This is a genomic window from Pseudarthrobacter sp. fls2-241-R2A-127 (genome assembly GCF_030209355.1).
In the GTDB taxonomy this organism is placed as follows: domain Bacteria; phylum Actinomycetota; class Actinomycetes; order Actinomycetales; family Micrococcaceae; genus Arthrobacter.
Window position 1 is genome coordinate 1 of record NZ_JARVSF010000015.1, and the last position, 20,439, is coordinate 20,439.

A 20,439-nucleotide genomic window follows, 5' to 3' on the forward strand; every position below is an offset into this window, starting at 1 on the left:
GCCTCCGTCGGCCACAGCTCCGCAAGCTTCGCCAGCAGCCAAAACAACAAGGGGGAGAAGGGACGCTGGCCGGTCACCACGGACCGCGTCGGCACCCGTTCCCACCCGCTTGACAGACATAGAAGCGTCGGGGGGAAAGGGGGAGCTGGCCGGTCACCATTGATCGCCCGACCCCCCCCACGTCTCTGCAAAGGCAAAACCATGAACGCAACACCCACGCTTGAAATGCTCGACCCGGCGGCCCTGACCGTTGACATCAACGTGCGGAAAGACGCCGCCCTGACCTCGGATTTCATTGCCAGCATCAAGGAACACGGCGTGATGGAACCCGTAATCGCCCACCGCAAGGACGACGGAACCGTGCACGTCCTGATGGGCCAGCGCCGCACCCGCGCCGCCGTCGAAGCCGGACGCCCACTGATCCCGGTCATGATCATCGAAAGCCCCGAGGAAGCAGAACGCATCGTCACGCAGGTAGTGGAGAACATCCAGCGCGCTGAACTGACCGAAGCCGACGAAGCTGACGCTTACCACCAGCTGTCCCTGATCGGCGTTTCGGCGGCCGCGATCGCCAAGAAGACCGGGCGGACCAAGACCACCGTCGAATCCGCCCTCAAAGCCAAGTCCACCGAGACCGGAGCCGCCGCCCTGGGCAAGGGATACACCATCGAAGAAGCCCTCATTCTGGCCGAGTTTGAGGACGACGAAGAAGCGACCGCCGAACTCGAGTCCGTCATCATGGACGAACCCGACATGCTCCTGCACGTCACCCAGCAGCTGCGCGACAAGCGCGACCGCGCCGCCGCGCTGGCCGCACTCACCGCAGAGCTGGAAGCAGCAGGAACCATCGTTGTTCCCGAATGCGGATACGGGGAGGACAGCGAAACCCTCCGCGTTACCTCGCTGAAAAGGGCCGACGGAGAACCGGCCACCGACGAGGACGCAAACGCCGTCTACATCGAGACGGACTATCGCGGCGAACCCTCCACCGTCGCCGTCGTCACCGGCTGGAAAAACCTGGGCTTCACGCTCCGCTACTACAGCGGCTACGGCACATCATCAGCCCCGAAAGGCCCCATGACCGACGAGCAGAAGGCCGAGCGGAAAACCCTGATCGAGAACAACAAGCTGATGCAGTCAGCGACCACCGTCCGCCGCGAATGGGTCAAGAACCTGCTGGCCAAGAAGCAGGCCCCCAAGGGCTGGCAGTACTTTACCCTCCACGCGATCACCCACCACCCGGAAACCGCCAGCGGGTACGAGGGACAGGTGGCCGCTGAAATGGTTGGAGGCAAGGTCGAGGAATCCAACCAGTGGGCGTGGAACCCGCTCCGTGATCACGTCGCCAAATCCACCGCCCGCCCGGAGTTTGGACTGATTGCTCTGGTCTGCGCAGGGTATGAAAAGACCATCCAAAAAGACTCGTGGCGCTCACCGTCCCAGACCCACCGGGACTACCTGAACCAGCTGGTCCTCTGGGGATACACGGCAAGTGAGACCGAGCAGATCATCATCGACAGCGGCAAGCCGGTCGAGGACGAACCAGCGGCATGAGAACCCCTTGCCGGGCGGACCGCCACCGCCCGGCAAGGCCCCAGCCGATCGCCACAGGCAGGGACGGAACCTTCCAGAAGTCGGGCGGTCCGCCGCCCAGAGCGAACCACAGCAACCACTCACCAGCGGCGGACCGCCGTTTTCCGCAACACACCCAGGAACAGAGCAGGAGCCGCGCTGCAGCAATGGAGTTGAGCAGCCCGCGGCCACCAATTCAGCTAGGCTGAACAACAGATTTCTTTGCAGGGAAACCCGAAAGGAGCCGGCACATGCCGGCTCCTTTCGGGTTAACCAGGAACCCGAGTCCCCGCCGGCGACTCAGCCCGGGACGTTTCTCGGATCATTGCCGTAGCTGTTCTTGGAACTGATCTGGCCGTCCTGGTTCTTGATGACGTGCTCCACCTTGTCCGCCTGGGCCGCTGCCCGGCCCGCAGCTACCGCTTCGTCCTTGGTGCCGTAGCCGGCACCGAACGCGCGGTCAGCGCCTTCGCGCTTGTTCTTCCACTGGCCGTCTTCGTAGTACGTCTCGATATCACCCTGAGCCATTGCACACTCCCTCTGCCGTTTGGTTCAAGACACCTGCTGCGCAAGCGCGGATAGCGAAAACCCCGCAGGACGTTCGTCGTGCGGGGCCTTCCTGGCAACCACTCCGCCTGATGTGGGACAGGCGGAGAAGCTGACACCAAACTAATAGAAAGCATGCTTAGTTTTCAAGCGGGGGAGGTTTTGGGCGGCCGCCCCGTCGGGGCCGGCCCTGCCGCCAGCCCGGCAACTCGGCGTCCAGTCGTGCCTGCCTGGCCGGGGCCAGTGTGCCTTGGCGGTAGGTGATTCTTTGGCCGTGGATCCACACCCCAAGGACACGCTCCTGCTCGGTAGCGGCTTTCTTTTGCAGCGGCCAGTCCTTGCCCTCGGCCCGGTAGGCGATGAGTTCGACCAGGCGCTGATTCCACAGCGCTTCGCGTTTTTCTTTTTGCCGGCGCGGCGCGTCCCAGCCCGGGATTTCCCCGAGTCGGGCTTTGACAGTGGGGGAGAGGGTGCCGTTGTCGGCGTCCTGGCGCCTGCGCCCAAGCCAGGTGCTCAGGGCGCGTTCCCGCGCGGACCTCGCCCGTGGACTGGGCAGCCGGCCTTCGGCCCGATACAGGGCAATAATGTCCTCGAGGTTTTGCAGGCTCCGGCTGTCCATCTTCGCCGGAGGGCGCGGCACCGCACGTCGATGCTCGGCCCGGAGGGACGGTTCTTCCCGGGCAGCGATCTGCAGGTGATACCGAACCGTAGATTCCGCGGCCGCCGACAACGAAGCGATCCTGGAAGCAGGCACCCCTGCCCGGTACATCTGCACCCACTCCGCATCCGGTGCAGAACGCCGCGCCCCGCCCATACATCAACCCCCGATTTCCCTGCCCGGACCTCCGGCCCTCACACACACCTCACCGGTAGGCTACCCACAGCCGGGCACCCCGCCCGGCCGGACACCTTCCCCATGGTCCACCACCGACGCCTCCGGGTGAACCCAAACACCAGGGCAGACATTCCTCCAGCCGGGACGACACCTATTCACATCGCCCATTACCCAAGGACCCGTACGTCACCACAGCCGACACGAACCTTCCAAGGCGCATGGGGGCTGCCGCCGTCGGAGCCTCCGGGGATGACCACAGTCGCCAGCGGCGGGACTCGCCATCCGTAACGGAAATCGGCGGCAGGGGAAATTGCACATTTGCGCGAAAAGATCTTCTCCAAAAAAGCCTAACAATAAGCGGTAAAAGCCCTATTCATTCAGTTGAATGACTGCTAAAATTGAGGTAGCAAGTCAGCCAGACGAACGAAACTTATTTGATACGAACCCAGGTGCTGAAAATGACTGCAACACCGGCCGCTTACACGGTCTACACCAAGCCCAACTGCCCGAACTGCGAGAAGACGAAAGACTACTTCGACTCCAAGGGCATCACCTACACGGCCGTGGACATCACCAAAGTCCCGGCAGCGCTGGAGTACATCACCGCCGAACTCGGCTACTCCCAGGCACCCGTCGTCGTGAACAACTCCGATGACCAGGACCACTGGTCCGGCCTGCGCCGCGACAAGCTCGTCCAGGCGGCGATGAGCCACAAGGCGGCGTGAGTACCATGACGAGGCAGCGCCCGGTTGTCGGGTTCAACCTGAGCCCACGGATCCCGTTGGAGGTGGACCTGTTCCGGCGGGTCAACCCCAGCGGCAGGATCACCCCCGACGTTGTGGACCCGTACCTTGTGGAACCCGCGATCGTGGAACCGTTCAATGAGGACCTGTACGAGGGCTACGCCATCCAGGGCAACGCAGGGGACGACCGGTACCTTAACGCGATCAACCGCGCCCCGCTCGGGGACGGCGGCCTCTGGGATGAACACACCGCGAACCAGTACCAACCCAACGACCGCACCCACGACGAACCGGGCGGGACCGAACCAGCGAACGAAACCACAACAGGCACCGAGACCATCACCAGCACACGAGGAAAAGGAACCATCATGGCCGGCGAAACCACGATTACTGTCATTGGAAACCTGACATCAGATCCAGAGCTGCGCTTCACCCCGTCGGGATCCGCGGTAGCGAACTTCACCATCGCTTCGACGCCCAGGACGTTCGACCGTCAGTCTAATGAGTGGAAAGACGGGGAGACGCTTTTCCTCCGCGCCAGTGTGTGGCGGGAGGCTGCTGAGAACGTGGCCGAGTCCCTGACCAAGGGCATGCGCGTCATCGTCACGGGCCGGCTGAAGTCCCGATCCTACGAAACCAAGGAAGGAGAGAAGCGCACCGTCATAGAGCTCGAGGTAGACGAGATCGGCCCCTCACTCCGCTACGCCAACGCCAAGATCAACCGCACCCAGCGCGGCACCCAAGGCGGCCAGGGGAGCGGCTACCAGGGCAACGGTAGCACCCCGCCGCAGACCGGGCCGCAGGATGATCCCTGGGCCGTGCCGGCGACCAGCAACACAGCCGGGCAATGGGGCAACGGCCCCGATTCCGAACCCCCCTTCTAAAACAGCCCAAGCGTCGGGGGCAGCCGATACGCTGACCCCGACGCACTACTGCCCGAATCCCGGTCAAGAACACCAGGGACGCGTGGCCTGAAGCCGCACTTCCCGCAAGAAGCTAGGAGCCCTCCATGAGTGATGAAACGCCTGCCGTTGTCCAGGAAGCCGATGCCATCTATGACGCGGTACGCGCGATCTGCCACATGAGCCAGACTCATCCGGCGCCCACGGTGTACAAGGTGCTGGGAAATCTGAAAGGAGCCACGGGGCACATGTTGGCCCAGGCCCTACAACAACTCGCGGCAGGCCTCGAGAGGTCAGTTACCGAGTACAACGTCTATGAGGATGACGGCCGGGATCCGGCTCAGTCTGCCGCCGTGGCCGCTGAGCATATGCGTGCTGCCGCTGGCTTGGCTGCACAGCTCGGGGAGCAACTGGCCGAGGCGCAGAACGCCATCGCGGGGCAGGGATACAAGACGGAGGGGGACTCATGATCAGCAACCCGGGGACCTGTCAGAGTACACTGCCCGCATGAAAGCAGAGGCTCTTGATGGCGAAACCAAAGAAAGTTCCGGCATTCACCCCGTACTACACCGAGGACCAGGCCGGGCAGGTGCGGGCTGCGTTCAAGGCAACCGGCTTACAGGAGGGCGACGCCAGCGTCTCGGACCTTATCGTCAGGGCGACGATGCGTGAGGTGAAGCGTCTGCAGCGCAAGTACAACGGCGGCAAGGCGTGGCCTCCGGTGCCGGCCGGCGAGCTGCGGCGAGGTCAGCGGACGATGGATGAAATGCAGCACCGAAACGAGGAAGCGTAGACGATGGGTCAGGGGACTGAAGAAGGTGAACAAGATCGGCGTCCGGACGTCCCTGCCGTTCCCGAAGATGCTGACGATGGCCGAGGTTCAGGAGATTTTGAACCTCGGAAAACCGATGGTTTACGCGCTGCTGAGAAGCGGCGAGCTGAGGGGCGCGCAGTTCGGACCGAGGGGTATTTGGCGCGTTCGGGAGGATGACCTGGCAGCGTACATTGATGCCGCCTACGAGAAGACAGCGGAACGGATTGCGTCCGACCAGGTGCCCGAGGGCGAGACCCCCGCGGACGACTGATGCCGAAGGTCTGAGACAGTGAAGGCCGGCGCCCAATGACGGGTGCCGGCCTTCCTCAGTTCTTAGTCAGGGCTCACTTCTTGTGAAGCTTCTTGCTGCGGCTGGTGCCATTGTTTGGATCACGCGGGCCTGCGGAAGTTGGTGGTGATTCGCGCCGCCCTGCAGCTTGTGGTTGTCCCCGCCCTGTACCGGCCCGGGAAGTCCCCCTGTGCCTTAGAAGCCAGCCCTCGGGGATGGTTCCGTATGCACAGCGGCGCCCCGCTGTGCAGTCCTGTGTTGTCCCTGCTGAAAGAAACCCAACCGTCCCCTTCGGGTGCGACGGCCGCGCCGGTGTTGAACCATGGGGAACGTATCCGTTGGTGAGCTGGCACTTTCCAGACTGTGCACATTCGCCGGTCCCGGTGGTGAGAATCCCGCCTGCAGTGACCTGGCGTCTGTGTGCAGCCGGTCAGGTGGGTCCCCTCGTGCACCTGGGTGCGGGAAAAGCCCGAAGGGTTTTAGCTTTTGTCGTGCGCGAGAGGCTAGTTGGCCTGTGAGCCGTTTGAGTCGTACGTGATCGGGTTCTCAGATGGCTTGGCCTGGGCTTTGCGTCGGCGCCCGGCGGCAGCCGGTTCGAGGCCGAGTTTCTTCAGTTCTTCCGGGCTCCAGCCGTCGCGGGTTGCCTTGACGTAGGCGCGCTTGTCGTCGCGCTCGGCGGCGGCGAGCTGCTCTTTCAGGTCGGTGACGCGCTGGCGCGCGTGGACGAGTTGCTCGACGGATTTAATGCGGGAGTTGAGGAGTTCACGTGCCTGGTTTTTCGTGGCTTCGATGTTCAGTGCGGCCATGGTCTTTCTTGGTCTCTTTCGTGTGGTGGTCAGCGGTCGAGGGCGGGGCCGGCGGCGACGCCGGCAGCAGTCTTTGAGGGTAATGCCGCCACGGCATGGGCGGCGGTCGTGAGTGCTTCTGTGGCGTGGCGTGGGAAGGAGAGCTGAGCGGTTTTCACCGCTTGCTGGTATTGGGGCGCGAGTGGTTCGGGCCTGCCTGCCCGGTCGTATTCGGCGAGAACTTCCGGGACGGAGGTGCGCTGGTAGGCGCGCAGCAGGTCTTCCGCGGCGGGGATCTCCTGGGCGATGAGGTGGGCGATGTCGTCGACGTGGGGCTGCAGTGCCGGTGGGAGAACGTCGTGGACTGATTCGAGGACCGCCGGGAGAATGGCTTCTTGGACGGGCGTCAGCGCCCTGCGCTCGATGTGGCGCAGATAGGTCTCAGGTTCCGGCGCGTACTCCTTGAAGAGGGGCCCGGGCAGTTGGGTTTCGGGACGCTCGGCAAGGGGAGTTGGCAGGATAACCCACGCTGTTAGGCGTTCGGCCCCGGGCCAGATGTGCGCACGTGATCCGGTGGCGTCCTCGAGGTGCACGTTAGCGACCGTGTCGATGCAGCTCTGGATTGTCACGGGCGGGGCGTCGGCCCCTTCGTCGCCGCTCTCATGATGTCTTCCGATCAATAGCTGGTCGGATGCTGCATTGACGAGATGCTTGCGTGGGGCCGGCGGATCGACCTGTAGGTCGATCGTGATTTTCCCGCCCAAGATGGCCGCGTTTTCGGGTTCGTAGGTCAGGCTGCCTGATCGCAATCGGTCGGTGGACGTTTCGTTTGGACGCATTGTCTCCCCCTGAGAAAGCGTGTCGTGCTGTACCTCCACCCTAGGCCGACGGCCGCGTCCATTACAGCCAAACACGCCGCTGACCGCCTAACTTTCTGAGGCGGAGTGAGGCGGAGCAAGCTATACATTTACACGGGTGTAAATGGGCGTGTCGCTCACGGCCCTGCGGTTGTTCGCTTGGCACACTGGTCGTGTGGTCCCCGGGTTTCGGGGTCGCTGCGCTGGGCTTTTGAGGGGATTGGGGGAGTGCGTGTCTGAAGAGGATGTGCCGCGTTCCCCGTTGTCTCGTCGGCGGCGTGCGAATTCGCCGGCGGGGACGAAGAAGCGCCGGGATGTGTGGGTGACGGCGGAGGAGGAAGCGGCCCTGGTTGCCCGGGCGGCGCGGGAGAAGGTCACGGTCCCGAACCTGCTGCTCACGGCCGCCTTGTCGGAGGGGTCGGAGACGCCGACGCAGCGGAAAGCTGCGATGGCGGAGCTGATGGCGATCCATACGTTGCTGGCGAGGGTGTCGAACAACGTGAACCAGATCGCCCGGCACGCGAACGCCGGGGACGAGTTCCCCCAGGATGCCAGGGCCGCATTGGCGTATGTGCGCGAGGTCGCGATGCGGATCGACCGGGCGATCGAGGGGCTGATGTAGCGATGATTCCGAACATTACCCGCGGGTCCCGGATGGCCGGGCTGATCCTGTACCTGGCGTCGACGGATGCGGATAAGACGAAGAACGCGCACACCGACCCGCACCTGGTTGCCGGGGACGCGGCGATCATGGCTTGGTACGACGACGGCGTCCTGGATGCCGATGATGCTGTCGCGATCGCCAAGCACCTGGACCAGCCCCGCAAGGCCTTCGGTGTCGAGGTGCTGCAAAAGGATTACCGCTGGGACCCGGTGAAGAAGGAACGGGTGCCGAACGGCCACAAGCACGCGGACGTGTGGCACTGCTCGCTGAGCCTTCGGGCCGAAGAAGGCGCCCTGACGGACCAGCAGTGGGGCGACATCGCCAACGACTTCGTGGACGCGATGGGCTTCACCGAAGCCAGCGGAAAAGCGCAATGCCGATGGGTCGCGATCAACCACGGCACGAGCGAGAACGGGAACCACCACATCCACATCGCCGTGTCCCTGGTCCGGGCAGACGGCACCAAAGCCTCCACCCACGGCGACTACAAACGCGCACAGCAGACCTGCCGGGAACTGGAAACCAAGTACGGGCTCGAAGAGCTCTCCAACGTGCACGCCACCCGAGGGTATGACCGGGCCGAGAAGGCCACCGCGGCACGCAATGACCGGGAAATGCACCGTGCCTCCCTGGCCAGGAAGGTGCGTGCCAGCGCCACAGCATCGGGAACTGAAGCGGAGTTCATCCGCCGCGCCAGAGACACCGGCCTGCTGGTGCGTCCCCGGTATGCGAAGAACACCACCGACGTCATCGTCGGCTACTCCGTAGCCGAGCGACCGAAGCCGGGGGAGCGGCCGATCTGGTTCGGCGGCGGCACCCTCGCCACCGACCTCCGCATCGGCCAGCTGCGGCAGGAATGGCCAGACAGCCCGCAGACCTCGATTGAGGCGGCGGCCGAGTGGAACGCCGCCGCCCGGAACAAACGCAAAGCCAACCCCCGCGGTCCGGAGAAGGCGACACCGGACCCGCAGCTCTGGGTTGACTACACCCGGAACGCCACCGCCCTGGCGGACGAACTTCGCAAGATCCCGCGGGACGATCACGCCACCTGGGCCAAGGCAGCCCGCGATGTTTCCGGCGCCTTCGCAGCATGGTCCTACAGGCTTGAACCGACCCCCGGACCCTTAGCCGCTACGGCCGCTGAGCTGTCCCGCACCGCCCAGCTTCGAGCCCCGCGGCAGCATGGCAAACCCGTCGCCCTGCCATCCATTGCCGGTACCGCCATGTTGTTCATGGCAGCGTCCAGCAAGAACAAGACAGCAGCGCAGACAGCCCTCATGGTGCAGCTGATCAACACCGCCTTCGCCGTGTACGAAATGCACCAACAGTCCGGGCGTGCCCGGGAAGCCCAGCGCATCCGAGCCGTGGTTGAGAACCAGCTGGCCCCGTTCACCGCAACGATGCCCAGGACCGTTCCCGTAGGAGCGGAACGGCAGCCTGCCGAAGAGGCTGCGGTGCCGCCAAGGGCAGTTGATATTGCACGCCGCGGCATGGCACCCATCCGCCCGGGTTCGGTGGTTCCCACGACACCCAGACCGGCAACACCAACTAAGACCTACCAGCCCAGCCGTGACACCGGGCCGGGACTCGACCGATAAGAATCACACCACCAGTGCAAGGGGAACACCATGAGTGAATCAGACGGCATCGACGACTTTCTCGACAACGGCATGCGGCAAGCCCTGATGGTCGCCTCACGCATCGCCGAGACGCTGGCCCGGCGCCGGCAGGAAGCCCAGCGACAACAGGAACACCTCGACTCCCAGGCGGCGCACGAAGCCGAGACGCGCCTTAATGCTGAACGCAGCTCAGCACGTGCCGTCCTCGCACCCATACACAAGGACCAGTGGTGGGACAACGCGCAGCCAGCCGACATCGCCACGGCACACGCCGTCGCTGAAGGCTGGAAAGACCACTACCCAACCGCCCTGGAAGCCTCCACAAGAATCCGCGAAGAAGTCCTCGCCCGGTACGGCATCGACACACACGATGTCGGCCAGGACACCGCCTACCTCGAATCAGGAATCGCGAGCATCGCAACCGAGAAGGCCCCGCTGGACGAGCTGGCACGCAGCCAGGAAGAAGCACGGAAAGCCACCGCCGAACATGAGAAAGCCATGCACCTGATCGCGGCGGCGCAAGCAGAAGAACGACGTGCCCAGGCGGCGAAGCTGGCACCTATTATGGAGCGCCACCAAGTACCCGTGGAGTACCTGGCAAACCCCGAGCTGGCCCAAGCCCTGCAGCGTGCGCACAACGCAAAGACGCCCGCAGCCGTTGCTGCCGCTGACACCGCCATCAAAGAACGCCTGTTCCTCATTACCAAGGACGGCGTCGACGGCCCAGACATCGAGCAACTGCGCAAGGAAACCACCGCGAACATCAACGGCGTAGACGAAGCCCACTTCAAAGATCCCGAATTTGTGAAAGCCGCCAAGGAGATGCATGAAGCAAAGCTCCTTGCCGAGGGTGGCTTCAGCGGCCCAGAGTCGTCACCGCTGGAAGCGCGGTACGAGCGGGCCGAGAAGGAACTCTTCGCCCGGCTGGAAGTTGTCGGCCGTGACATCGAGCAGCGCGTCACTGGCAACGACAGCAGCAGACTCAATGACCAAGGCCTCAAAGCAGAAACAGCATCAGCCAGCGGCTACGGATCAGCCGAACATCACCAGAAATTCGCGGAGTCCCTGGAAAACACCGATGCCAATGAGAGCCAGATCCGCGGCCGCCTCACCGCAGCCCGCAGCGAGGGCACCCACCCCAGCGCCGCGGTCACCACGGGCAAGGGGGCGGTGAAGGCCCGTAAGTCCCGTGCAGGTGCAGCCGTCGGCGCGGAGAGGGCAAGAAACGGTCTGAGCCGCTGACACCAGCGCCTACGTAAAGGGCCGGCACAGCCGGATCCGTGGAACCCTACCCGGCAAGCGAGGATCGCGTGACTGAAGAACCCGACAATCCCGGGCGCCAACCGGTCTACGGCAGCGATCAGGAGATCATTGACGAGGCCATCAGGTTGCTGGCCGAGCTGGATGACACCCCGCTGCACCAGATGACTGCCCTGTATTACCAGCACGGGTTCGAGGAGTTACGGATGGTGGTCGGCGATCTCCTGCGGATCCTCGGACACAACCCTGACGGCTGAGTCAAGGCAGGGGCTGAGATCAGCGGGCGCCCAAGCCGTGGCACGCACCCCAACCAGGACGGCTTGGGGAGGATGCTGCCTTGCCGCGGCTTTCGCGACCCACCGTGAGGTTTTTGGACTGCGCGGCGCAGCTCGGCGGAGGACCGGAGTGAATGCCCGTTGTTCGGGGAGTCTTGTTCGATGGAGGTGTCGGGAGAACCGTCCAGGAGTGGGACCGATTGAGAGGGCGTGGCCGTTACCGGCATTCCAGCCCGTAGAGGGACAGTACATAGTTCAGATCAGCGTCGTTGCGGTGGATCTCGGTTTCGGCTTCAATCTGCACCGGGTCGGGGCCGAGCCGGTCGTCCTGCCGCCGCAGCCAATAGGCCCAGCAGAGGCCACCGCCATACTTCGAATGTGCCCGGACGCCGGCGGCGTAGTTCCCGTCATCAAGAACCTGTTCACGCAGCCATTCGGCAATCGCCGTGGTCGCGTCGCGGTTCTCCCCCGCGAGGGTTCCCAGTGTGATCGTGCCGATGCCGAAGGCATCGTCCAGCTGCTGCCCAAGGTGGCGGTTCAGGGCGGCGATCGATTCGGCTGCCGTCAGGTCAACCCACCGTGTCGGGATGGGGATTTGCAGCGTGTACATGAGGCGCCCGTCGCGCCAGTTGGCCGGCAGCCAGCCGGGGACCATGTTCCCGTTCCTGGTCCAGTCATCCTGGATCATCTTCCGCGCCGTCTCGACGGTGATGCCGAACTGGCCGGCGGCGAAGGCGACGGCGTCCCGGAAGTCCTTCCCGACCCTGGCCATGGCCAGGGTCTCCGCGTACGCGGTGCGCCGGTCCCCGGCCAGATATACGGTGCTGCCGGGGGTATCGAAGCGCGACCAGGAGGAACGGTCAATCGTCCCCGAGCTTCGGGGCAAGGGATTCAGCGGTCCGTAAGACGATTTTGCAATGCGGTAGCCCCGGACCGGGCCGGCCACGTAGGCCAGCCCGGTACTCGCGCACACTCCCGTCAACCCGGGAACCTGTCTTCAGTCATGGCTGCCGCGGCGGCGATGACGTCCTTGGCGCGCATGTCCTTGATGGCCTCGATGGGTGAGATCTCCTCCAGCCAGGGATTGGCGCCGACGAACCACAGCCTGGCCACGTGCTCGCCTTCCACGCTGGAGACCGCGGTCCACGCGCGGTGGGCCAGCTGTAGCCGGGCCTGCGCTTCGGGCCGGGGTTCCGGACCGTCAGTCCTCGCCCACCGGTAACTGATCTTGGGGTCCTTGCTGCCCGCCAACGCGGCCACCAGGGTCGCTCCGAGTGCGCTGTTGAGCTGCCGGACAATTTCCCGGATGCCCAGACGGGCCGTGCCACCGTGGGCAGCACCAACATCAATGGAAATGCTCATGGCGCCTCACCTCCTATCGTGGAACTACTACTCTACTAAAAATCCACCATAAACACACTGCTTCAAGGTATCGACAAGGCTCTTGGTGCTGCGGGGTATGGATTCCTCCGGACTGGCACCCGGCCATGCCCTGGTGGCACCCGTCGCATTCAGCTCAGGGGAGGGATGGCCCGGAAGGCTGGCCGGAAGCTGTCGCGGCTGATCGGGTGCAGAGCCTTCGGATAAGGCGGTGTCGGCTGCCGCCGGAGTGGATGTTTGTGCGGGCTGGGCCGGCGACCGGGAGTGTGGCATCCAGTCTCAGAGATGCCGTTGGCCGCCGGCCCTGCCTCGTGCGTAAGGACCTGCCCCCAACAAGCGGGACCTTGGGCACAAGGGTAGGGCCCGTAGCCCAACGCCAACCCACGATCTACACAAGGTTGGCTCAAGGCTGGGCTGGTCCCCCAGCTCAAGCCGGGCCCTAAGCCTCAGGAATGACCGTACGGCTCAGCGATAGGGTGAAGCCATGACGTTGGGGGACGCGGCGGAGCCGCTTGTGCACATTCAGGACTTCCGCATGGATTTCGGCGAGACGACAGTCATCCGGGACCTGTCGTTCGACGTCCATGCCGGGGAGACCTTCGGATTCCTGGGCAGCAACGGGTCGGGAAAGACCACCACGCTGCGGGCGCTGCTGGGGATATACAAGCCCACGGCCGGTATCATGCACATCGACGGGAAGGTCTTTGAGCCCAGCGACGGGGCACGCCTGGGGTACCTGCCGGAGGAACGCGGCCTGTACAAGAAGGAAGCCGTCCTGGACGTGATGGTCTACTTCGGCCGGCTCAAGGGCCTGTCCAAGGCTGCGGCCAGGTCCTGGTCTGAGGCCTATCTGGAGCGGGTCGGGCTGGGCGGGAAGGCCAAGTCCCGGCTGGACAAGCTCTCCAGCGGCCAGCAGCAGAAGGTCCAGCTCGGCGTGACCATCATGAACAACCCGGAACTGCTGATCCTGGACGAGCCAACGAAGGGCTTTGACCCGGTGAACCGGCGGCTCCTGATGGACATCATCGAAGAACACAAACGCGCCGGCGCGACCGTCATCATGGTCACCCACCAGATGGAGGAGGTCGAACGGCTCTGCGACCGGGTGATCCTGCTTAAGGACGGCGTCTCCCGCGCCTACGGCACCGTCGAGGACGTCCAGGAAGAGTTCGGCGGCACCCTCTACCGGGTCACCTACGACGGCGTCCTGCCCGCATCCCACTTGTTCGACGTTGTCTCCGACGACGACGGGCGGGCGGAGCTCGCCCCACGGCAGGGAGCCAGTGAAGACAAAGTCCTGCGCGAGCTCGTGGAGGCCGGCGCCGGAATCCGGTCCTTCACCCCGGCGAGGATTTCCCTGGATGAGATCTTCATCAAGGTTTACGGCGAAGAGCACGAACTGGGAGAAGGCTAGAGATGGCACTGGCACAGCACAACCTCGGCACCGTGATCGCGTTCGAGTTCATCAGGACGATCAAGAAGCGCGGTTTCGCTATCGCGACCCTGGCGATCCCGGTGCTGTTGATCGTGGTTTTCGGCCTTCTGTACGCGTCGAACACCACGACCAAGAACAGCGCCGAGGCGCAGAAGAACGCCCAGTTCTCCTTCACCTACAGCGACGCCTCCGGGATCATCGCACCGGCCGGGGCGCAGGCAGCCGGCGGTACGCGTGCCACCGACCCGGCCGCCGCCATCGAAGCGGTCAAGAACGGGACATCCGCTGCGTATTTCCAATACCCCGCCGACCCCACAAAGGAACCCGTGAAGGTCTACGGCGCCGACAAGGGCATGTTCGAGAACGGCAAGTACGAGGCCGTGGCCAAGCAGCTGCTCGAAGCCTCAGCCCAGCACCAGGTCGCCTCACCCCAACTCACCGCCGCCCTCACCGGAGCCGTGAAGTTCGACTCCGAAACCTTCAAGGACGGCAAAACCGCCGCGGGCGTCGGGGGAGTGATCCCGCCGCTGCTGTTCCTGGTGGTGTTCTACATCTCGATGATCCTGCTCTCGAACCTGATGCTGAACTCCACGCTGGAGGAGAAGGAGAACCGGGTCACCGAGATGATCCTGACCACCCTGAACCCGACCACGCTGATCACCGGCAAGATCATCTCGCTGTTCATGGTCGGACTGGTCCAGGTACTGGTGTTCCTGGCACCGGTCGGGCTCGCGTACCTGTTCTTCCGCGACAGGCTCGCGCTGCCGGAGATGGACCTGTCCTCCCTGGTCTTCGAACCCGGGGCCATGATCACCGGAGCCCTGCTGCTGCTGGGCGGGTTCACTGTCTTCACAGGCGTGCTGGTCGCCATCGGGGCGATCATGCCGACCGCCAAGGAAGCCGGGACGATCTTCGGCCCGCTGATGGCGATGATGTTCATCCCCTTCTACACATTCAGCCTGGTCATCTCCAACCCCGAAGCGCTGATCGTGCAGATCTTCACTTACTTCCCGCTGACTGCCCCGGTCACCGCGCTGCTACGCAACGGCTTCGGCACCCTGAACCCCATCGAAGCCATCATCGTCATCGTCGAACTCTTCGTCGTCGGTGTCCTCATCCTGCGCCTCGCCGTCCACCTGTTCCGCTACGGGTCCATCGAATACGGCCGCAAACTTAACATCGCCGGGACCTTCCGCCAGAGCGAACTCGCCGCCAAGTGACCATAGTGACCGCCTTGGACCTAAACGAGGAGTAGGCAGCAGCACCCAATTGTGCAGACAGTGTCTGCACAATTGGGTGAAGTCGTCGCGGATACCGGGGGAGTGGGCAGGAGCTGTTGTCCTTCTGCGATCGGGTCTTTACCTGGCGGCGAGGCCGTATGCAATCAGGTAGGACCATCGATGTATCTTCGAGCGGCGATTCTCGCGGTCGGCTGCGATCCAGCTCCTTTGGGCCTGTCTGAGCGCTTGACTCGGCGGTGAACCGGCGGCGAGTGAGGCGTAGAGCAGACCCATGATTTGGGCCGTGGCTTCGTCGGGTATTGCATGAAGACTCCCGATAATCGTGGCCGCACCCCTGAGTTGGAAGGCCATAGGAAAACCTCCGAGCTCACCTAGATCATTTGCGCGGATGTCAGTGTTGCACGAGCCCGCGACGATGAGTTTCGGAAAGTACCACTCGAGGATGTGAGCCGTCGTTAGGTATTGGCCGCTGGGCAGCTTTTTCCGTTGAGACCACCCGTCGAGTCCACGTAAGCCGTGTACCGCTAGAGCTAGCAGTCCAGCGGCGCCTTGCAGGGAGGCGTCCCCGCAGGCTTCCCCTATTTCTTCGAGGGTTTTGACCTCCTTGATTTGGGGGTGATGGAGGATGAGTTCCTCCATTTCGGCTTTAGTGTGGGTTAGTTCCTCCGTGTCAAAGACGGCTAGCGCGAACGGCAGCTTTGCAGGCGATGTTTCTTCCTCGGTTTGAACTCCGGCTGAGGAGAGCGCCATCGCCGTGTTCAGGGATTGCACGACGGTGACGGAGGCCAGATCTAGAAGCAGGTGTTGCCTGTCAAGGGCCAGGGCACTGAAAGGGATCCCTAGCAAGCCCGTCGGCACGATGGTGATGTCGACGGGATTTTCGGGGTCTCTGGTCAAAACAAATTCCAGGAGCGGCTGGGGCAGCAGCCGAGTGGTTAGAAGTTCCAACCGGGAATTGAACAAGTCCGAGTCGATACTGGGGTCGAAGCCCGCGAGCCAATCTGGGGCATCGACGACGTCGATGTGGTTGAGCGCTGCCGACTTTTGGTGCGTTCGGTAGGCGAGCCTGCGGACTATTCGTCGGCGCTTTTCGGGCCCGGTTAGCCACAGGGATAGAACTGCTCCTGGTTCATCCCCATGCAGACGGTTGAGTACGTCTTCCGCAGTAACTTTGATGACATCGGTCGGATCGAACAGCCGTTGGGCAACTGGGCCGAGCACGGCGCCAATCACATCGAGAGTTTCCTCCATTTGGGAGTTGACTTCGACCGCCCGGTTTTCCAGGTCAGCTTTGCTGTCTTCTCCTTCGTCATCGACTTCGCTGATGGCTACCTTTAGGGTGGCCGTAAACTGCTTCGCAAGGGCTGCAAGGTGCTCTGGTATGTCGGCGTCATTGGAGAGGGCGGACAGCACCGTTCCGACAAGGTCACGTCGTGCCACCTCAGCTACGAAATCAGCTTCAGCGGGGGCGCCCAGATTCGCTGCTGTTTCTGCGGTCGCATTCAGCCAGTTGCTGTAACGGCTTGTTACCAGTTCGCGTTGCTCACGGGAGACGGATGAGGAATATAGACGTGCTATGGCCGGCAGAGAGCGAATGCGAACTGACAGCGCTTCCCTCGGCCCGGGGAAGTCTTTCCCACCCAATTCGTAGAGACTCTCAAGGGCAGAAACTTCCGTCTGAATAGCCTCAATGTAGCGCTTGGGGTCGAGAATGAACGGGGCACCCTCCGATGGCGTCAGGACTAAGCCTTCTGCAGCGCTTTCAGCCGTACGCCAGGCAAGGGTCCAAGCACTTATTGCCTGCTCCTTTTGGGCATCTTCATGATGTTGGTCTCCTGCATTTAAATACCATTGGGCAATCCCTGCATCCAGATGCGCAGCATCCAATGCCGGCGCAGAACTACGCAGCTCCATCAGCCGCTCGAGTACCGTATGGTCGCCCGGAGAACCACAGCGTCCTGCTTCGAGCGCCGCTCTACGCTGACCCACCGCTCGGCGCCATTCGCGGCTGAGCCCGACCATCGTGCGGCCTACGTCAAGAGGTTTTGGCGCTCTTCCTTCGATAACGTCGAGTTGCAGACGACGGAAGGAGATGGCAACTTTGCCGTTCATGGCTATATCTCGCCATGCAGCGTCTGCCACGTCGAGCCATTTCCGGGCCTCGACAGCAGCGTCCGTGGAAGCCGCTGCGGCGCCGGAATCGAGTAGGTTGCGCGCTAAGTCGTCAGCTATGTTTCCGATGGCTGTATTGAGGCGTTGCTGGTTCTTGGCATAAATGTCCTCAACGGCGAGGCGGACCTGATCCGGGTCCCGCTCGTTAGTACCGTCATGACCGCCTGCAGAGAGACGGTTCGCCAGCCGGGCCAAGTTGGCAGCCCTCATCTCACCCCAATCGGCGAAGAAACCGGCATTGGCTGCGATGCTCCTGAGAGCAATGCTTTCAGCGACATTCGAATGTGCATTATTCGTGAAATCTGCCTGGCGTGCCAAGAGGGCAAGGCTGGACCGAACATCACCCAACGAGCGAGCCAGGCTGGCGCGTTGGCCGAGAGCATCGGCAAGAAGTCCGGGCTGGACGTCAGACAACTGCTCGGCTGCAACAATTTGCAGGTCGCGCTCCTGGACGGCCCTTTCGTACTGCCGTGAAAAGCGAGCAATGGCGGCTGCCCTTTGGTGAGAACGCACCTTGAACCGTGCCATCAAAACCCCAGGTTCGACCATCCACGACGCATCCGGCAGCATCTGGTGCAACTTGGACGATTCAGCAGTCGGGACCGGGCCGCGAGCAATGTTGATCATTCGGTCTGCCGCGGCCAGCGCATCGGCGGAATTGAACATATCTCGGTGCCGCACCGTGAGCTTTACCAGTGCGAGCAATCCAAGGAATTCATCAAAGCCTTCGGCAAGATCAGCAGCCTTCGAGGTGTCCTCAAGCGACAGGCGAAGTTCTCCGTCGTGGTTATCGTCACCGTGCTGAGGGTAACTCCACCGCCACAACAGCCCTAGAATTCGCCAAACTCTCGCTGCATCCGCGTCCGTCTCGCTGTCCGCCCAGGCCAGGAGTTTTTCGGCAGACCGTCGGAGCATCGCTTTAGGAGGCTGACCTGCGGGAAGCCGCCCTGCCAGGTCTTGGTGAACCAAAGTCCCTGTCGCCATGAAATGTGACTCCTCCGCTAGGAGGAGTTCTGCTAGGAGGCGGGCACTCATATTTCGCACCGCGTTCTCATACCAACTGGACCACGTGGTCGTAGCAGAGAGATCTTCAGTCTTTTCGCCCATGTACCTCTACCTCTACTGATTGGATGTCCTCAACGGAGAACGGAAATGGTGAAATCCGGCCTACCAATCTGGCTACGTCTCCGGGAACTTCTTCCCAGACCATAACCATTTTGAATTTTTGAGTAGGGGTGACGACCAGCAGGATGATATCTGCAGCACTAGGGTTTCTCTCCGGAAGGACGATAGAGGCGTTCAACGCCGATTCACCATCAGCGGTACCCCTAGAAAAGCGGAGTTCCGGCCAGCCCTGATTGTCTACGCGCTCATGTCCCCGCAGCATTTGAAATAGAGCTGCGTGTTCAAGCGGTTTGATGGCCGTGTTTGTCGCAGCCTTCGGCGTTTCGGCGCGGACAAGTTCCTCTTTCTGGAGTCTTTCAACAATCAAGTCGAAGTGGGCGTGCATAAGCAAACGGTCGGCACCTGGGTCCGCTTCACTCATTAGTGCAGGGACTTCCAGACCTAAGACCGGGTGCGCTGGTTCAAGTTCCAGCAGACGACTGGTAGCTTCACCATTCCTTCTTGACCAGAGTTCAGCCTCTTTGTGACGACCGGCGCTTTGCAGCAAGGACGTGAGTTCCTTGTATCCAACGATCGCAGCACGCAGGGCCCCGCCAAGGGTCTGTTTGCTCTCGTGGAGTTCGTCGGGACGATCAACGTAGGGGATGAGGAAGTCCTCCAACAGGTGGATCCCTTGCAATATGTCAGCTTCGCTTTTGCCCATGGTGAGCAGTGCCGCGTAGTGGTGGAGCAGCGGAACCATAGCCTGGGCGAGTGGAGAAAGCTTCGACGTAGTTGTCGCTTGGTTTAGCTCTGCGTCGAGATCGAAGCCAATAGTCGTGAACGTTTTCCTCCATAGGAGGAGAAGCTCCCGGCGAAGTTGCTCGGCGGTTTCGGATGACGGATTTGTGGTGCGCTGCTCCATGATGTGTCCGTGTAGGCAGGACCCCGAGCTGATTAGGAACTCCAAAAACGTACCGTCCGCTATGTAGCCTGACTGATGTTGGTCGCTGAGACGTAGCAGGGTGGCGCGAACAAGCGCCGCACCTTCCGATGAAGCTTGCGGATCGGAACGCTGGAAGTCCCAGTACGTCATGTTGCCCAGGCGGTTGCGTGCCCATAGCGTCAGCATATTTCCGGGACCCAGGACCGCTTGTGCCAGGCTCGCCACTCTGGCAGCTTCTTCCCGAACCGACCCATGACTGACTGAGAATATGAGTCCCGGTTCTCGTCGCAGGCCTCGGTACGTCTGTAAAAGGGTCCATATCAGAGCGGCCTGGGAGCTTGGGGACAGCTTACGCAGTTCACCTTCACTCGGGATGCGTGGCAACACGGCCGCACCTTGGGCTGCGTCTTTTCCAAGATGAGCGGGAGCCAAGATTTCGCCTTTTGTGGCAAGGAAGCCAGCCAGGCTCCGGGCTAACGGCGCATACACTTCAACTCGACGCCCTTGGGGGCCTTTGTCGGTTAGCCAGCTGATCGAGGGCGCGTCTCCGAGCAAGTGGGAGCACCATCCGTCAATGATGGTGTCCACATATCCCTGCGTGGCCCGTGAGATCGTCGCCAGAGGAAACTCCGTCAGAGTCTGATCCAGGACGTTGATGCGCCTAGGGGCGAGAGTTTCCTCCATCTTCGACCAGTCAGTGGCTTCCGTCGATCCGAATTCGCTGCGGGCGACCGGGAGGCCTAAAGCAGGGAGCGGCACCCATGTCTGGGTTAGAGCCCGCTGAATTGCACGTCCCTGAACGGCTGCCGCGAACAGGGCAGGCTGGGACCGGAAGGTCTCCTGGACCAACGTTGCCCAAATGATGACTTTGGTGTGATCAGCAAGCGGCTCTCCGCTGTCCAACGTTCCGATAGTCCCCATCACGTCCCGGAATACGGGCATAAGCGATTCGAACAACTCGTTCGCGCCGAGGAGGACTGCGGCGGCCTTCCGATCAGGG

At 62.6% G+C, this 20,439-nt stretch carries 20 protein-coding genes; 12 read left to right on the forward strand and 8 right to left on the reverse strand.

The window, feature by feature from the left end; translation table 11 throughout:
* Positions 1-201: 201 nt before the first annotated feature.
* Positions 202-1,554 (forward strand): ParB/RepB/Spo0J family partition protein, encoded by a 1,353-nt coding sequence (locus QRN53_RS12200; protein ID WP_285244108.1) that lies wholly within the window; start codon positions 202-204, stop codon positions 1,552-1,554.
* Between the two features lie 318 nt (positions 1,555-1,872).
* Here the strand turns inward: QRN53_RS12200 and QRN53_RS12205 are convergent, their stop codons facing one another.
* Both QRN53_RS12205 and QRN53_RS12210 read right to left on the reverse strand, forming a co-directional pair.
* Entirely contained in the window at positions 1,873-2,100 is a 228-nt protein-coding gene (locus QRN53_RS12205; protein WP_285244109.1) for a DUF2188 domain-containing protein, read from the reverse strand.
* Positions 2,101-2,257: 157 nt separating this feature from the next.
* Entirely contained in the window at positions 2,258-2,872 is a 615-nt protein-coding gene (locus QRN53_RS12210) for a helicase associated domain-containing protein (RefSeq protein WP_285244110.1), read from the reverse strand.
* Between the two features lie 539 nt (positions 2,873-3,411).
* On the opposite strand from QRN53_RS12210, the gene QRN53_RS12215 reads away from it, so the two are divergent.
* From QRN53_RS12215 to QRN53_RS12235, 5 genes are all read left to right on the forward strand, one after another.
* Complete coding sequence (locus QRN53_RS12215; protein ID WP_285244111.1) at positions 3,412-3,678, forward strand: glutaredoxin family protein; 267 nt, start codon at positions 3,412-3,414, stop codon at positions 3,676-3,678.
* Positions 3,679-3,683: 5 nt separating this feature from the next.
* Positions 3,684-4,580 carry a single-stranded DNA-binding protein gene (locus QRN53_RS12220; protein WP_285244112.1) on the forward strand — a complete coding sequence of 299 codons (897 nt, stop codon included), beginning with the start codon at positions 3,684-3,686 and terminating at the stop codon, positions 4,578-4,580.
* Between the two features lie 125 nt (positions 4,581-4,705).
* Complete coding sequence (locus QRN53_RS12225) at positions 4,706-5,068, forward strand: hypothetical protein (protein ID WP_285244113.1); 363 nt, start codon at positions 4,706-4,708, stop codon at positions 5,066-5,068.
* 56 nt (positions 5,069-5,124) lie between these two features.
* Entirely contained in the window at positions 5,125-5,391 is a 267-nt protein-coding gene (locus tag QRN53_RS12230; protein ID WP_285244114.1) for a ParB family protein, read from the forward strand.
* Between the two features lie 25 nt (positions 5,392-5,416).
* Complete coding sequence (locus tag QRN53_RS12235) at positions 5,417-5,683, forward strand: helix-turn-helix domain-containing protein (RefSeq protein ID WP_350224167.1); 267 nt, start codon at positions 5,417-5,419, stop codon at positions 5,681-5,683.
* 521 nt (positions 5,684-6,204) lie between these two features.
* Here the strand turns inward: QRN53_RS12235 and QRN53_RS12240 are convergent.
* Together QRN53_RS12240 and QRN53_RS12245 are read right to left on the reverse strand one after the other, a co-directional pair.
* The gene (locus QRN53_RS12240) at positions 6,205-6,507 is read right to left on the reverse strand and encodes a hypothetical protein (RefSeq protein ID WP_285244115.1); all 303 of its coding nucleotides are present in this window, start codon (positions 6,505-6,507) and stop codon (positions 6,205-6,207) included.
* A 29-nt stretch (positions 6,508-6,536) separates the two neighbouring features.
* Complete coding sequence (locus tag QRN53_RS12245; protein WP_285244116.1) at positions 6,537-7,115, reverse strand: hypothetical protein; 579 nt, start codon at positions 7,113-7,115, stop codon at positions 6,537-6,539.
* Positions 7,116-7,575: 460 nt separating this feature from the next.
* On the opposite strand from QRN53_RS12245, the gene QRN53_RS12250 reads away from it, so the two are divergent.
* From QRN53_RS12250 to QRN53_RS12265, 4 genes are all read left to right on the forward strand, one after another.
* A complete protein-coding gene (locus QRN53_RS12250) occupies positions 7,576-7,965 on the forward strand; it encodes a MobC family plasmid mobilization relaxosome protein (RefSeq protein ID WP_285244117.1) in 390 nt (129 codons plus the stop codon).
* A gap of 2 nt (positions 7,966-7,967) precedes the next feature.
* Positions 7,968-9,605 carry a relaxase/mobilization nuclease domain-containing protein gene (locus tag QRN53_RS12255; RefSeq protein WP_285244118.1) on the forward strand — a complete coding sequence of 546 codons (1,638 nt, stop codon included), beginning with the start codon at positions 7,968-7,970 and terminating at the stop codon, positions 9,603-9,605.
* 30 nt (positions 9,606-9,635) lie between these two features.
* Entirely contained in the window at positions 9,636-10,868 is a 1,233-nt protein-coding gene (locus QRN53_RS12260; protein WP_285244119.1) for a hypothetical protein, read from the forward strand.
* Positions 10,869-10,936: 68 nt separating this feature from the next.
* Positions 10,937-11,143, forward strand: coding sequence for a hypothetical protein (locus QRN53_RS12265; protein ID WP_285244120.1), 207 nt, complete (start codon positions 10,937-10,939; stop codon positions 11,141-11,143).
* A gap of 235 nt (positions 11,144-11,378) precedes the next feature.
* On the opposite strand, the gene QRN53_RS12270 is transcribed toward QRN53_RS12265, so the two are convergent.
* The gene (locus QRN53_RS12270; protein ID WP_350224168.1) at positions 11,379-12,047 is read right to left on the reverse strand and encodes a hypothetical protein; all 669 of its coding nucleotides are present in this window, start codon (positions 12,045-12,047) and stop codon (positions 11,379-11,381) included.
* 92 nt (positions 12,048-12,139) lie between these two features.
* The gene (locus QRN53_RS12275; RefSeq protein WP_285244122.1) at positions 12,140-12,523 is read right to left on the reverse strand and encodes a hypothetical protein; all 384 of its coding nucleotides are present in this window, start codon (positions 12,521-12,523) and stop codon (positions 12,140-12,142) included.
* 502 nt (positions 12,524-13,025) lie between these two features.
* On the opposite strand from QRN53_RS12275, the gene QRN53_RS12280 reads away from it, so the two are divergent.
* The gene (locus QRN53_RS12280; RefSeq protein ID WP_285244123.1) at positions 13,026-13,955 is read left to right on the forward strand and encodes an ABC transporter ATP-binding protein; all 930 of its coding nucleotides are present in this window, start codon (positions 13,026-13,028) and stop codon (positions 13,953-13,955) included.
* A gap of 2 nt (positions 13,956-13,957) precedes the next feature.
* Entirely contained in the window at positions 13,958-15,196 is a 1,239-nt protein-coding gene (locus tag QRN53_RS12285) for an ABC transporter permease (RefSeq protein WP_285244124.1), read from the forward strand.
* A 138-nt stretch (positions 15,197-15,334) separates the two neighbouring features.
* Here QRN53_RS12285 and QRN53_RS12290 read toward each other — a convergent pair whose 3' ends face one another.
* Positions 15,335-18,373, reverse strand: coding sequence for a CHAT domain-containing protein (locus QRN53_RS12290; protein WP_285244125.1), 3,039 nt, complete (start codon positions 18,371-18,373; stop codon positions 15,335-15,337).
* Positions 18,374-18,479: 106 nt separating this feature from the next.
* Positions 18,480-19,664 carry a hypothetical protein gene (locus QRN53_RS12295; protein ID WP_285244126.1) on the reverse strand — a complete coding sequence of 395 codons (1,185 nt, stop codon included), beginning with the start codon at positions 19,662-19,664 and terminating at the stop codon, positions 18,480-18,482.
* Between the last annotated feature and the right edge of the window lie 775 nt (positions 19,665-20,439).

Bases quoted from the DNA above. Each gene is read 5' to 3' on its own strand.
- QRN53_RS12200 (WP_285244108.1), top strand. From the start codon at position 202: ATGAACGCAACACCCACGCTTGAAATGCTCGACCCGGCGGCCCTGACC.
- QRN53_RS12205 (WP_285244109.1), bottom strand. From the start codon at position 2,100: ATGGCTCAGGGTGATATCGAGACGTACTACGAAGACGGCCAGTGGAAG.
- QRN53_RS12215 (WP_285244111.1), top strand. From the start codon at position 3,412: ATGACTGCAACACCGGCCGCTTACACGGTCTACACCAAGCCCAACTGC.
- QRN53_RS12220 (WP_285244112.1), top strand. From the start codon at position 3,684: ATGACGAGGCAGCGCCCGGTTGTCGGGTTCAACCTGAGCCCACGGATC.
- QRN53_RS12225 (WP_285244113.1), top strand. From the start codon at position 4,706: ATGAGTGATGAAACGCCTGCCGTTGTCCAGGAAGCCGATGCCATCTAT.
- QRN53_RS12230 (WP_285244114.1), top strand. From the start codon at position 5,125: ATGGCGAAACCAAAGAAAGTTCCGGCATTCACCCCGTACTACACCGAG.
- QRN53_RS12240 (WP_285244115.1), bottom strand. From the start codon at position 6,507: ATGGCCGCACTGAACATCGAAGCCACGAAAAACCAGGCACGTGAACTC.
- QRN53_RS12255 (WP_285244118.1), top strand. From the start codon at position 7,968: ATGATTCCGAACATTACCCGCGGGTCCCGGATGGCCGGGCTGATCCTG.
- QRN53_RS12260 (WP_285244119.1), top strand. From the start codon at position 9,636: ATGAGTGAATCAGACGGCATCGACGACTTTCTCGACAACGGCATGCGG.
- QRN53_RS12275 (WP_285244122.1), bottom strand. From the start codon at position 12,523: ATGAGCATTTCCATTGATGTTGGTGCTGCCCACGGTGGCACGGCCCGT.
- QRN53_RS12280 (WP_285244123.1), top strand. From the start codon at position 13,026: ATGACGTTGGGGGACGCGGCGGAGCCGCTTGTGCACATTCAGGACTTC.
- QRN53_RS12285 (WP_285244124.1), top strand. From the start codon at position 13,958: ATGGCACTGGCACAGCACAACCTCGGCACCGTGATCGCGTTCGAGTTC.
- QRN53_RS12290 (WP_285244125.1), bottom strand. From the start codon at position 18,373: ATGGCGACAGGGACTTTGGTTCACCAAGACCTGGCAGGGCGGCTTCCC.